This is a genomic window from Curtobacterium sp. MCLR17_031, from assembly GCF_003234775.2.
GTDB classification, from domain to species: domain Bacteria; phylum Actinomycetota; class Actinomycetes; order Actinomycetales; family Microbacteriaceae; genus Curtobacterium; species Curtobacterium flaccumfaciens.
The window spans coordinates 3,074,178-3,087,925 of record NZ_CP126270.1 but is presented as its reverse complement, the minus strand read 5'-3'; the positions used below and the strand labels follow the sequence as shown (position 1 = coordinate 3,087,925).

Annotated in this window: 8 protein-coding genes; 1 reads left to right on the top strand and 7 read right to left on the bottom strand. The window is 72.2% G+C overall.

The window, feature by feature from the left end; translation table 11 throughout:
• Window positions 1–300: 300 nt before the first annotated feature.
• The 3 genes from DEI96_RS14545 to DEI96_RS14535 form a co-directional block, all read right to left on the bottom strand.
• A complete protein-coding gene (locus DEI96_RS14545) occupies window positions 301–2,091 on the bottom strand; it encodes a sulfite reductase subunit alpha (protein ID WP_111024436.1) in 1,791 nt (596 codons plus the stop codon).
• Entirely contained in the window at window positions 2,088–7,658 is a 5,571-nt protein-coding gene (locus DEI96_RS14540) for a glutamate synthase-related protein (protein ID WP_111024435.1), read from the bottom strand. The genes DEI96_RS14545 and DEI96_RS14540 overlap by 4 nt, the downstream gene beginning before the upstream one ends.
• 339 nt (window positions 7,659–7,997) lie before the next feature.
• Window positions 7,998–9,293: a bifunctional glycosyltransferase family 2/GtrA family protein gene (locus tag DEI96_RS14535; protein ID WP_111024434.1), complete on the bottom strand. Its 1,296-nt coding sequence runs from the start codon at window positions 9,291–9,293 to the stop codon at window positions 7,998–8,000.
• Between the two features lie 113 nt (window positions 9,294–9,406).
• Here DEI96_RS14535 and DEI96_RS14530 point away from each other — a divergent pair, with 113 nt between their 5' ends.
• The gene (locus DEI96_RS14530) at window positions 9,407–10,225 is read left to right on the top strand and encodes a helix-turn-helix transcriptional regulator (RefSeq protein ID WP_111024433.1); all 819 of its coding nucleotides are present in this window, start codon (window positions 9,407–9,409) and stop codon (window positions 10,223–10,225) included.
• Between the two features lie 39 nt (window positions 10,226–10,264).
• Here DEI96_RS14530 and DEI96_RS14525 read toward each other — a convergent pair whose 3' ends face one another.
• From DEI96_RS14525 to DEI96_RS14510, 4 genes are all read right to left on the bottom strand, one after another.
• Window positions 10,265–10,771, bottom strand: coding sequence for a hypothetical protein (locus tag DEI96_RS14525; protein WP_228516725.1), 507 nt, complete (start codon window positions 10,769–10,771; stop codon window positions 10,265–10,267).
• Between the two features lie 224 nt (window positions 10,772–10,995).
• Complete coding sequence (locus tag DEI96_RS14520) at window positions 10,996–11,265, bottom strand: hypothetical protein (protein ID WP_071406090.1); 270 nt, start codon at window positions 11,263–11,265, stop codon at window positions 10,996–10,998.
• Window positions 11,266–11,365: 100 nt separating this feature from the next.
• Window positions 11,366–12,994: a sensor histidine kinase gene (locus tag DEI96_RS14515; RefSeq protein WP_111024432.1), complete on the bottom strand. Its 1,629-nt coding sequence runs from the start codon at window positions 12,992–12,994 to the stop codon at window positions 11,366–11,368.
• Complete coding sequence (locus tag DEI96_RS14510) at window positions 12,991–13,713, bottom strand: response regulator transcription factor (protein WP_111024431.1); 723 nt, start codon at window positions 13,711–13,713, stop codon at window positions 12,991–12,993. The genes DEI96_RS14515 and DEI96_RS14510 overlap by 4 nt, the downstream gene beginning before the upstream one ends.
• Window positions 13,714–13,748: the final 35 nt, after the last annotated feature.

Here is a 13,748-nt window from a genome sequence, read left to right as displayed (position 1 = left end):
CCCGCACCGGCGCTAGGGCACCGGTGTTGGCAGCGTCCGCGGCAGGAGGGGAACCCGAATTGCCCGTGACGCCCGGCGAGTCCGGCACCGGCCAACCATCGGTGGCCGAGACGAACGAGCGGCGCGAGTCCCGGATCAGGGCACTCGACGCTCGTGCGACCGACGCTGTGCGTCGCGTCCGCCGCGCCACGCTGCAGGGCTCGCTGGTCGGTCGCCACTGACCGGCGCTCCTCCGGGACCGCCCCGGCCATCGGATTCGGGTTCCGTGGCCGGGGCGGACTCATCAGATCTGCACGCGGCTCAGTAGACGTCGCGCACGTACCGCTTCGCGCGACGCATGTCGGCCAGGTACGCCTGCGCGTCGTCCTCGCCGCGCCCACGTCCGGTCCGGATGACGTGGAGCAGCGCGGCCTCGACGTCCTTCGCCATGCGTGAGGCGTCGCCGCACACGTACACGTGGCCGCCGTCCTCGAGCCAGGCGAACAGCTCCGCCGACTGTTCGAGCATCCGCGTCTGCACGTAGACCTTCTCGGCCTGGTCGCGCGAGAACGCCAGGTCGAGGCGGTCGAGCACGCCCTGTTCCTGCAGCTCGGTGAGCTCGTCCTGGTACACGAAGTCGGTGTCCCGGTGCTGGTCGCCGAAGAACAGCCAGTTGCGCCCGGTCGCCCCGGACGCCGCGCGCTCGTGCAGGAATCCCCGGAACGGCGCGACCCCCGTGCCCGGCCCGATCATGATCATCGGCGCCGACTCGTCCGCCGGCACCCCGAACGACGCGTTCGGCTGCAGGTACACGTCGACGGTGCCGTCCGGGTCGACCCGGTCGGCCAGGAACGTCGACGCGACACCGGCGTACATCCGGTGCGGGTCGCCGTAGCGCACCGACGCGATGGTCAGGTGGATGCGGTCCGGGTGCGCCAGCGGGCTCGACGAGATCGAGTACTGCCGCGCCTGCAGCGGCCGCAGGTTCGGCAGCAGCTCGTCGAGTCCCGGGGCGGCCGGTCCGGCGTCGCGCAGCAGGTCGAGCACGTCGCGTCCCCAGAGCCAGCGGTCCAGCTCGTGCTTGTCGCCGTGCGCCACGACGGCCGCGAGCTCGCTCGACGGCGCGCGCTGCACCAGGTCGGCGATCAGGTCCTTCGAGGGCGTCCGGATCTCACGGTCGGTCCGCAGGACCTCGGTGATCGGCCGGCCGTCGAACGACTCGCCGCCGTTCGCGCCGACCTGCTCGAGCAGGTCCGCCACGAAGACCTCGTCGTTCACAGGAACGACCGCCAGGGCGTCGCCGGCCGCGTACTCGATGCCTGAGTCGCCGAGGTCGAACTCGTAGTGCCGGATCTCCTTCGCGCTGCGCGGCGAGGAGAGCAGCCGGTTCTCGACCAGGCGTGACGGGTACGGGTTGCGCTTGTTCCACTGCGACCCCGGCCGGGAGGCACGGCTCGCGCCCGCCCCGCCGGTCGCGGCTGCACCGTCGCCGGCACCACCGCCCGTGGTCGCGCCGGGTGCAGCCGTCGCGCCGGCCTCGGCGGCGAGGCGGTCGAGGACCGCCGCGGTCCACAGTGCGGCCGGGTCCTCGAAGTCGACGTCGCAGTCGACGCGGTCGTGGATGCGGGTCGCGCCGAGCTGCTCGAACCGGGTGTCGAGGAGCTTGCCGGCCTGGCAGAACTCGTCGTAGCTCGTGTCACCGAGGCCCAGGACGGCGTACTGCAGCCCCTCGAGCCGCGGCACGGTGCTCGCCTGGATCGCGTCCCAGAACAGCCCGGCGTTGTCGGGCATCTCACCCTCGCCGTAGGTCGAGGTGACGACGAGCACGTGCGACATCTCGGCGAGCTGCTCGGGGGTGACGGCGTCGAGCGCACTGGCGCGACCGCCGAGTCCGCGGGCCTTCGCGCCGGCGACGAGCTCGTCGGCCAGGAACTCGGCGTTGCCGGTCTGGGTGCCGAACAGCACGTCGATCGTCGTCGTGGGCGCGCTGGCCGCGACCTTCTTGCCGGCGGCGGCGATGCCCGCGATGAACCCGGCGAGCCAGGACTCCTGGGCGGCCGAGAACGGTGCGTCGACGGGGATCAGCGACCCGGTCGGGGGGAGCAGGCTCACGCGGTCACCGCCTCGGTCGGCGCCTGCGGTGCACGGCGGGCGATGTCCTCGAGCGCCGCGGTGGCGAGCAGCTCGTCGAAGCGCGCCTCGCGGACGCGGCCGTCGTTCTTGGCGTTCTGGTGCATGATCCACCCCGTGGTGCCCGGCGCGTCCATGCTGCGGTTGTTCCGCTGCGTGAGCGCGCGCTTGTAGTCGTCGAGCCGCTTGATCGCGATGAGCGTGGCGAGCTGGTCGTCGGCGAACCGGTCGAGCGTGCCGCGCAGGTACTTCACGACGCGCTGCTTGACGGAGAAGTCCTCGGTGAGCACGAGGTTCTTGACGGCCTCGGCGACCCGGGGGTCGGCGGCGCCGAGCGCACCCGGGACGCGCTCGAGGGCGACGTCCTGGGCGACTCCGAGCACCGTGTACGACGACAGCAGCGAGAACATGTCCTCGCCCTGGTCGCCGAGCGCCGGGGCACGGCCGTCGAGCACCGTGCGCTGGTCGCGGTAGTCGAGCTTGAACGCGCGGAGCTTGTCGGTGGCGATCGAGGTCGCGAGCTCGTCGAGGAGCTCGGGCCGGGTCGCCGCCGCGAGGATCTCGCCGGCGTCCTGCGTGAGCAGCAGGGCACGCGGCATGCCGACGTACACGTGCGCGCGGGCGGTGTCCCACTCGGCGAGCAGCCGCTCGGCCAGGGCCGAACCCGTCGCCTCGAGGTGCCACTCGAGCAGCAGGCGGGCGGCGGCCTCGTGGAACGCACCGCGCTCGGTGTCGGTGATCGGGAACACCAGGAGCGAGTCCGTGCTGGCACGCTCGGCGACCTGGCCGGAGGGGTCGTACTGGTACAGGAACCCGCCGGACATGCCGTTGCCGAGGCCCTTGCCGAACGCACCGAGGTTGAACACGGCGCCACCGGTCATGTACTCGCAGCCGAAGTCGCCCACGCCCTCGACGACGGCGGTCGCGCCGGAGTTGCGGACGGCGAACCGGTCGCCGGCCTCGCCCTCGACGAAGGTGCGCCCACCGGTGGCCCCGAACAGCGCGAAGTTGCCGACCAGCACGTTGCCGCCCTGTGCGGCGCTGCCGCCACCGGGGGCGCGGACGATGATCCGTCCGCCGCTCTGGCTCTTGCCGACGCCGTCGTTCGCGGTGCCGGTGTGCTCGAGCACGACGCCGTCGTTGTTGAAGACGCCGTAGGACTGCCCGGCCGAGCCCTGCGTGCGGATGGTGACCGCACCGTCCACCAGCCGGCGGCGTCCACGGTCGTCCGTCGTCACGGCGGGCAGCCCCTGCACGTCCTCGGCGCGGAGCTCGTGGTTGAGCAGGCGCTCGAGGTCGATGCCGAGCTGGCCGCCGACCGACTTGTCGGCGTTGCCGAGCAGCACGCCGTGCACGAGCACGTGCTCCTGGGCGTGGTCGACGAGGGCGGTGCGGACGCGCTCGAGCAGGGCGTCGTCGGTGTGGAAGTCCTTCTCCAGGTACTCCGGGTCCGCGACGATCTTCTCGGGCACCTGGGCGAGCAGGGCGCGGGCGTCGAGCCGGCCCACGCTCGCCGGGTGGTCCAGGAGCTGCAGCAGGTCGGTCCGGCCGCGGGCCTCGCGCAGGGAGCGCAGGCCGAGACGGGCCAGGATCTGCCGCACGTCGTGGGCGATGTTGAGCAGGTACTGCGCGAGCGCGCGGGGGTCGCCCTCGAACGCCTCGGCGTTCGTGGTCAGGCCCGCCGGGCACTTCACGTTGCAGTTCTTCGCCATCACGCAGCCGAGCATCATGAGCGCGGTCGTGCCGAACTCGAAGCTGTCGCCGCCGAGCAGGGCGCTCGTGACGACGTCGCTGCCGGTCTGGTGCGCACCCGAGCAGCGAAGCGTGACCTTCTGGCGCAGGCCGTTCGCGACCAGGGCCTGGTGCACCTCGGCGACGCCGATCTCCGCGGAGCGGCCGGCGTACTTCAGGCTGGTGACGGCCGCGGCGCCGGTGCCGCCGGTGTTGCCCGCGACGTTGATCACGTCGGCGCCGGCCTTCGCGACGCCGACCGCGATGGTGCCGATGCCCTCGGACGAGACGAGCTTCACGATCACCCGGACGCGGGCGGCCTTGCAGTCGTGGATGAGCTGCGCGAGGTCCTCGATCGAGTACGTGTCGTGGTGCGGCGGCGGCGAGATCAGCTCGACGCCGGGCGTGCCACCACGGGCCGCGGCGATGTCCACCGTGACCTTGGGGGCGGGCAGCTGACCACCCTCGCCGGGCTTCGCGCCCTGGCCGATCTTGATCTCGAGCTCCTCGAGCATGGGGTCGGCGAGGTACCCGGCCCAGATGCCGAACCGGCCCGAGGCGAACTGCTTGATGCGCGAGCCGCGGATGGTGCCGTAGCGGGAGTGGTGCTCGCCGCCCTCACCGCTGTTCGACATGCCGCCGACCATGTTCGTGCCGTGTGCGACGGCCTCGTGGGCGGTGGCGACGAGCGCGCCGTGGCTCATCGCGCCGGACGCCAGGGTCCGGGTGATCTCGTGGGCCGGCTGCACCTCGTCGAGCTCGACGCTCGCCGGGGCGCTCTGCAGCAGTGCGAGCAGCGCGACGGCCGCACCGGTGGCGCGGAGCGTCACCCCGGTGTCGTCGACGGCGTCGACGTCGATCTGTCCGGGGTGGAGCAGCGCGAGGCCGTCTGCCAGGGCCGCGTGGCGCAGTGCACCCGTGGTCCCCGTCGACGTGAGCTCCAGGCGGAACCGCTCCGTGCCTCCCGGCAGGTCCTGGTCGTCCGACGGACGCGAGCCGGAGAGCCCGCGCACGGTGACGCTGGCGTTGCCGCTCGTCGAGAAGCGGCCGAGCTCGCGGGCGAAGTCCTCGGCCGTGTCGATGCCGGTGACGTCCGCGGGCAGCGCGAGCACGTCGCGGAGCGCAGCGGGGCGGCGGGACCGCTCGTCGTGGGTCGTCTGCAGGAACGTGACGTAGCCCGGCGTGATGCGGTGCGCGTCGATCTCGGCGTCGCTCAGGCGGTCGTAGCCGGTGTTCCGGTACGCGGCGTCGGTGATGCCGAACGAGTCGTCGAGCTGGCCGAGCGTGAGCAGGCGCAGCGCGTCCGAGTCGCCGGAGCGTTCGAAGGCCGGGCGCTCCTCGGTCATGCCGCCGAACCCGCGGACGCTCGCGACGCCGAACGAGTGGCCGGCGCCGTCGGAGCGTTCCTTGAACAGGCCGAGCAGCGGGACCTGACCCTCGGACGCCACCGAGCGGGCACGCTCGTGCCAGTCCGTCGCCGCCTGGGCGATGCGCGCGAAGCCGACGCCGCCGACCGGGGCCTGCATGTGCGGGAAGATCCGCGCGAGCACGTCGTCGCCGGTGTCGAGGTAGTTCGGCTCGAAGAACTCGCCACCGATGTAGCTCTCGGCAGTGCACAGGCCGACGCGGCCCATGGTCTTCGCCAGGGCCTTCTCGGCGGCCTTGCGGAACTGCTTGAGCGCCAGGTCGGTCGCGGTCAGCTCACCGGCTGGTGCGGGTGCGGCGGGGTACTTCTCCTCCGCACGCAGTCGCGCGCTCAAGCTGTACACAGCGGCGGCGCCGAAGCCCAGCGCGGTCGCGACGTGGTGTGACGATGGCAGCTGACCGCTCTCCGCGACGACGGACACCCGCAGGCGCAGACCGGTCTCGATGAGCCGCTGGTTGACGGCGGCAACGGCCAGGATCACGGGGAGGGGCGCATGGGTCGACGACACCTCGCGGTCGGTCACGACCGCGATCCCGCCACCGCGCGCCGCGAACGCCTCGATCGCGTCGCACAGGGCGTCCAGCGCGCCGCGCATCGCGTCGGCGTTGGCCTGCTCGTCGGCGGGCACCGGCACGTAGAGCATGTCGAAGCGCTCGAGCGGCACGATGTCCTGCTCGCGCAGGCGCACCATGTCGAGGTGCCCGAGGATCGGCGACTGCACGACGAGCTGACGCCCCGTGGTGCCCGTGCCGTCCGGCTTCGCGCCGAGTGCCACGCGCATCGACATCCCGTCGGCTTCGCGGATCGAGTCGAGCGGCGGGTTCGTCACCTGGGCGAAGCGCTGCGAGAAGTACTTCGCCATGCCGCCCTCGGTGTCGCTCAGGGCGTTGATGGCGTTGCCGTAGCCCATCGCCGAGATGCGCTCCGACCCGTTCTGCAGCATCGGGTCGAGCATGAACCGGAAGCTCTCCTGGTTCAGCGAGTACGCCACGTACCGACCCGCGAGCGACAGGTCGCCGTCGTAGCCCAGGGTGGACGTCGTGCGCTCGTAGTCCGGAGCGGGCACGTCGTCCAGGTTCACGCGGGCGGCATCGAGCAGGGTGCCGTAGTCACGGCGGGCCGCGAGCATGTGCAGCACCTCGCCCGTGCGCATGCGGGTGCCGGTGCGGTGGTCGACGACGAGCATGCCGCCGGCCTCGATGCGGCCGCGGTGCACGACCTCGTCGGCGTCGAACTCGACCTGGCCGGCCTCGGACGACACCATCAGGTACTCGGCCGTCTCGACGGTGCGCAGCGGGCGCAGGCCCAGGCGGTCCAGCCGGGCACCGACGACGTCGCCGTCGCTGAAGATCACGGCGGCGGGACCGTCGTTCTTCTCCTCGTACAGCGAGAAGTACTCGAGCATGTCCCGGACGTCCGGGGTCAGGGTGCGGTCGTTCTCCCACGCCGGCGGCATGAGCGAGACCACGGCCTCGACGATCTCGAGCCCGTCGTCGAACACGCGGCTCTGCAGGGTCTGGTCGAGTCGGCTCGAGTCCGACTGCCCGGGCGGACGCACGATGCTCCGGGTGCGGGCCCGCGCGAGCGCCTCGTCCGACAGTCGGTTCTTGCGGTCGGTGTTCAGCTCGCCGTTGTGCGCCATCAGGCGGAACGGCTGCGCCATCGTCGGGTGCGGCTCGGTGTTCGTCGAGAACCGGGTGTGGAAGTACAGCGTCCGCACCGAGTGCCGGGGGTCGCGCAGGTCGGTGAAGTACCCGATCACCTCGCCGGAGTTCAGCCGGCCCTTCAGGATCTGGGTCCGGGCGCTGAGCGACAGCGGGTACAGGGCGGCGTGCTCGGCGCGCTCGGCGGCGGCCTGGGCGTAGGAGACCGCCTCGATGGCGAGCAGGGCGCGGTTCGCGGCGGCGTCGACCTCGGTGCGGTCCCAGTCGGACGGAGCACGGAAGACCCACTGCACGATCGGCAGCTGGTACTGCTCGGCCTCGGGGCGCGCGACGGAGTGGTCCACCGGGACGTCACGGACCAGCAGCAGCTCGAAGCCCTCGGCAGTGATGGCGTCCGTGACGGTCTGCTCGGCGCGGGCGCGTTCGTCGGTGCCGTCCGCTCCGTCGCTGCTCGGCACGAAGCAGTTCGCGACGCCGAAGTGCCCGGCGCGCAGCTGCTCGCCGGTGATCGCGCTGAAGAACTCCACCGACAGGTCGATGCTGACGCCCGCGCCGTCACCGACACCCTCGGCGGACTTGCCGCCGCGGTGCGGGATGGAGCACAGCGCTTCGTCGCCCTTGCGGATGACGTCGTGGCTCGGCGTCCCGTCGAGACGGGTGATGAAACCGACGCCGCAATCGCTCGATTCGCGGGCAGGGTCGTAGAGACCGAAAGAGGTGGGGTTCACGTGCGGGTCCAGTGGGGCGTTGCCGGCAGCGGACGGCGCGGGCTGCATCGATGGAGCGCTCGCCGCGGGCAGACCGATGGTGGCAGTCGGGCCCTGTGGGGTGGTGGTGCGGTAGGGCGATGCTACGGCTTGGTATACCGACCGTGCAACACGGGTGGTGTGGGGCGTGATGGTGTCGCACCGTGCGGGTCTGTTCCGCTGGTGCGAGGTTGCACGCTCGGTGCGAGTTCGTAGCGCTGCACGGAGCGTGCAACCTCGCACGGGATGGCCGACGCCGCACGGCGCGGCGTGCCGCGGGCGCCGTGCAACCCTGCACCGGGTGGGTGACCCGGCACGGTGTCAGGCTGCTCGCTCGCCGGTTCGGTCGCTCACCGCGATCGGCTCCGTGACCGCCGTGCTCGCGTCGGCGGCGGGGGTCGTCCCGGCACGGACGAGCTCCGGGTGACGGCGGCCGGTGCGGAACACCCATGCCTTGAAGAGCACGAAGCGCACGCACGTCGCGAACAGGTTCGCGGCCGTCAGCACCGCGATCTCCGCACCGTGCGAGGCTCCCGGCACCGACGCGTGCAACACCACGAGCGACCCCGACGTGATCGCCCAGGCGATGCCGAACACGACCAGACCCTGCACATGGTGCCGACCGGCTCCCGCACGGCCCCGCACCCCGAACGTGAACCGCCGGTTCAGTGCGGTGTTGCCGATCGCCGTGACCAACAGCGCGAGGAAGTCCGCGGTCTGGGCGCCGATCGCCGGCCGGAACAGGGCGTACAGGGCGGCGAACGCCAGGGTCGAGAGCACCCCGATCGCCCCGAACCGCAGGACCTGCCCCAGGAACCCCACGCTCGGTGGGGTGAACGGCTGCCGACCGATCGCCGCGTAGACCGTGCTGATCGGCACCCGCCCGGTGGCGATGTTCCTCGACACCCGCCACATGCCCTTCAGGTCCTCGGTCGCGGTCGACGCGATGTGCACCGAGGAGTTGACGTCGTCGACCCAGTCGACGGGGACCTCGTGGATGCGGAGTCCCGCGTGCTCGGCCAGCACGAGCAGCTCGGTGTCGAAGAACCAGGCGTCGTCCTCGCACAACGGCAGCAGGTGGTCGGCGGCGGCCTTCGTGACCGCCTTGAACCCGCACTGCGCGTCCGAGAACGACACCCCCATCGTCGTCCGGAGCAGCAGGTTGTACGAGCGCGAGATGAACTCCCGCTTGCTGCCGCGCACCACGCGCGACGAACCGGCCAGCCGGGTGCCGATCGCCAGGTCCGAGTGCCCCGACAGCAGGGGTGCCACGAGGGGTTCGAGCGCGGCGAGGTCGGTGGACAGGTCCTCGTCCAGGTAGACGAGCACGGTCGCCGGCGATGCCGCCCAGACCTCCTTGAGCGCACGGCCCCGGCCCTTCTCGGGCAGGTGCACCGCGTGCACGCCGGGGAGCATCGCGGCGAGGTCGTCGGCGATCCGGGAAGTGTCGTCGGTCGAGGCGTTGTCCGCGATCGTGATGCGCCACGAATGGTGCAACGACGTCCGGCAGAACGTGTGGAGCCGTCGCACGTGGGCGGCGAGCGTGTCCTGCTCGTCGTAGCAGGGGACGACGATGTCGATGTCGAGGGGCTGGTTCGTCTCCGTCATGCCGCTCATGCTCGGCAGCGGGGCTACGGGGGCCGAGGCAGGGCGCTGTGGCCCGGGTAAGAACGAACACCACGTGAACGCGGCGGACACGACACCTGTTGTCCGGATACGTTCGACGCACGATGACGACCGAGCGCGACGACGCACGACGGACGGCCGTGCTGCTCCCCGGGGAGCGGCTGGGGCTGGCGCTCGACGAGCGGTGCTCGGAATTCTCGGAGCTGCTGCTCGCGCCGCCGCTGCACGGCATCCGACCCGACGGGCACGACTGGCTCCGGCGTCGGTACGAGCAGATCGTCCCGCTCGTGCTCCCCGCGGCGCTGCGCGCGGTCGAGCGTGGGGAGCCACTCGACCCCGACTGCCTGGTCCGACTCCGCGAGGTCGCAGCCGCCAGTGCCGGCGACCCGCAGGTCGACGTCTCGGTCGTGCTCCGCGGCGCCCTGCCCGCGATCCGTGTCTTCGCCCTCGTCATGCACACGGCCACCCGCGAGCACGCGACGACGATCGACCACGCCGGCAGGACGATGCTCGCGATGAGCCGGGCATCGCCCGTGGCACACGAACTCGGCTCGTGCTGGGCGGAAGCCTGGGCGCAGCACCGGGGAGGGGCGTCGGCGGACGCGACGACAGCGCTCGGCACCGACGACATCGACCTGGTGGCATCGGCGCCCGGACCGGACGAGACCGAGGAGCGGATGCTGGCGCTCGCCGCCCGTGGGCTGTCGAACGACGCCATCGCCAAGGAGACCGCCTACAGCCGGCAGGCCGTCGCCTGGCACCTCGGCCGGCTGATGAAGTCCTGGAACGCGCCGAACCGGACGGCGCTGGTGTCGGTCGCCTTCGTCCGGGGCTGGATCCGGAGTCGGCGGGACCTCCGTCTGGCTGCACGCAACCGACCCTCGGCGATCGAAGCGGCGCGGACGCACGGCGACGCCCCCTGAGACCGAGGTCCCAGGGGGCGCTGTCGTGCGGACCTGGAGTCAGCCGCCGTTGACGTGGATCACGTTGTCGATGCGCTCGATGTTGCCGAACACACCCCAGTTCAGCCAGCCGCCGTCACCGTTGTTGGTGACCTTGCCGGGGCCCTTGAACCAGTAGATGACGTAGTTGCCACCCTTGATGTCGATCGACTGGGCGTCCGCGACGTCGCCCTCGACGGTGATGTCCTGGTTCTTGTTGACCACCGCGACGGTGAGGCGGTCGGGGTTGCCGGCGTTCCAGTACCCGACGTCGAGCGCCGCCTGGACGGCACCGCCGCGGTCGCTCTGGTCGTTGACCGCGTCCTTGATCGCGTTGACGATCGCGACCGGGTCGAGGTTGACGTTGACGCTGCCGCCGACGGACGACGAGGTGCTGGGCGGCGCGGGCTCGGCGGCCTGCGCGGGGGCTGCGACGAACGCCCCGGCGATGACGGCGCCACCGAGGGCGGTGCCGGCGAAGAGCTTCACGGACTTGCGCTTGAACGAGTTCATGATCGTGTTTCCCATCTCTGCAGTGGTGACCCGTTCGGGTCGTCTTGCTCGGACAGGACCCAGCCTGCGTGCCCTCCGACGCGGATGCACGCGATGGGACTCGACGTTGGTCGATCGTCTGACGATCCGGACGACGCCCGGATTTCGTGCTCAGCGACACCTCACGCGGTCGGCTGTGCGTGAGGTGTCGCTGAGCGCGTGAGAACACGTCCGAGCGGCCCGCCCAGCAGCGCTCTCGGTCAGCGGGGCAGCAGGATCTGCACGATCGCGACGACCACGAGCGCCGCGATCGGGACGCCCGCGATCCAGGCGCCCGCCCGCATCTGCGTCCGGCGGATCGTGGGCGGTGCGTGCGAGGAGCGCGCGAACTCGGTCGCGGCCACGAGCTCCGGCGCCGCGGCCGGCGGAGCGGGTTCGGGCTGGGGGCGGTCGTCCTCGAACGCCGGGACCTCGACCACCAGGTCGGCGGGGTCCGGGCGGCCCGGGAGCTTGTCGTACGCGTTCGTCACGGGGCCTCCTCGTCCGGCGTTCTCCGACCAGTATGCGACCCGGACGGCACTCGGTGAGCAGGAGATGTCGAGTGCGGTCGCGGCACCCGACGTCTTCTGCTCACGAAGCGTCCGAGGCCGGCAGGTCCACGGTGAACGCGGTCCGGCCGGGCTCCGAAGCGACCCGCACGCTGCCGCCGTGCGCCACGACCACGGCCCGCACGATCGCGAGCCCGAGGCCGCTCGTGCCGTGCTCCCGTGAGCGCGAGGCCTCACCCCGGGTGAACCGGTCGAACAGGGTCGGCAGGGACTCGGCCGGGATCGGCGGCCCGTCGTTCGCCACGACGAAGCGGACGACGGCACCGTCAGACGCAGACGCAGACGCAGACGCAGACGCAGACGCAGACGCCGACCCCGACTCGGGGACCGACTGCAACGACACCACGACGGCAGTCCCCGGCGCCGTGTGCGTCCGGGCGTTGGTCAACAGGTTCGTGACCACCCGTCGGAGCTGCACCTCGTCACCGGCCACGAGCACCGGCTGGTCGTCCACGACCTGCAGCGTCCACCGGTGGTCCGGCGCCGTCGCGCGGGCGTCCACGGTGGCGTCGACGACGAGCGACGTCAGGTCGACCGGCTCGCGGACGACCTGCGACGCCGGCGCCCCCGACGCCAGGGCCGAGGCGTCGAGCCGTGCGAGCAGCAGCAGCTCGTCGACGAGGTCGCCCATCCGGACGGCCTCGCGTCCGATCCGTTCGACGTTGCGGTGCACGGCGTCCAGGTCCGAGGTCCGCTCGGACAGCTCGGCGTACGCCCGGACGGTGGCGATCGGGGTCCGCAGTTCGTGGGAGGCGTCGGCGACGAACGTCCGCATGCCGGCCTCGGCGTCGCGACGGACGGTGAGTGCCCGGGCGACGTGGCCCAGCAGCCGGTTCAGCGCGCCGGCGACCTGCGCGACCTCGCGGTTCGCGCGCAGGTCGGCGTCGGAGACGCGGACGGGGATGTCCGGGTCGCCGCGTTCGAGGTCGAGCGCGGTCACGCCGGACGCCACCGCGGCGACGCGTTCGAGCGGACGGAGCGATCGACGGACGAGCACCGTGAGCGCCCACGCGGCGACGGCGAGCCCGAGCACCGTGACGACCCCGATGACGAGCAGCAGTCGAGCGATCGCGGCGTCGAGGTCACCGAGGGGGAGCGCGGTGACGAACACGTCGCCGTCGTCGCCGACCGCCTGCACCCGGTAGTCGCCGAGCGTGCCGAGTTCGACCGTCACGGGGTCGCGGCCGGTCTGCACCGCGGCGAGCGTCCGCTGCTGCGCCGCGGTCAGACGGCGCTGGTCACCGTCGCCGTCGGTGTAGCCCCCGAGCACCACGTCGCCGTCGCGGACGATGGCGATGACCGTGCCCGCAGACTGCCCAGGCGCACCGATGAAGGCGTTGTCGGGATCCGGCAGATCGTTCGACGAGGACGAGGACGACGACGAGGACGAGCCCGAGCCCGAGCCCGACGACGACGACCCCGGCGGCGGCCCGGACGCCCCCGGCGGCGGTTCCGCCCCGTCCCGTCCGCCGACGGTCCGCATCGCCGCCGTCGACAGCTCCGCGTCGAGCCGGTCGACCAGGTACCCCCGGAACGCGACGACGGTCACCGCCCCCACGACGACGTTCGTCGCCACGAGCAGCAGGGCCACGGCCGCCACGATCCGCCAGCGCAACGACGGCACACGCCCGGTGCGCCCGGGGCGGCTCACGTCGCCGGCCGGAGCACGTACCCCGCCCCACGGACGGTCTGCAGCATCGGCTCACGTCCGGCGTCGAGCTTCTTCCGCAGGTACGACACGTACATGTCCACCAGGTTCGACGACGTGCCGAAGTCCATGCCCCAGACGCTCGCCAGCAGCTGCTCGCGGGACAGCACCCGGTTGGCGTTCCGGGCCAGGTGCCGCAGCAGCTCGTACTCGGTCGGCGTGAGCTCGATGGGGTCCCCGGCACGGCTGACCGAGCGGGCGTCCTCGTCGAGCCGGAGGTCCCCGACCACGACCTCGGCGCTCGCCCCGGCCGCGGCGACCCTGGTCGAGGTGCGCGCCAGGATCCGGGCACGGACGAGCAGCTCCTCGATGCCGAAGGGCTTGGTCAGGTAGTCGTCGCCGCCGCCGGTCAGCCCGGCGAGCCGGTCCTCGGGGGCGTCGCGTGCGGTGAGGAACAGCACCCGGACGCCGTCGCGGGCGTCGCGGAGTCGTTCGAGGACCTCGAACCCGTCGATGTCCGGCAGCATCACGTCGAGCACGATGACGTCGGGCTGGAACTCCCGGGCCGCGAACAGCACGTCGCGCCCGCGGTGCACGGACCGTACGGCCCAGCCGTCGCCCGCGAACGCGAGGCCGACGGCCTCGGCCAGGGCGTGCTCGTCGTCGACGACGAGGGCGCGGACGGGGGAGCCGTCGGTGCGCTGCAGCGGGGGGCCGGGCATGTCCCGGAGCCTATCCACCGCGCCCTCGTCGCCGG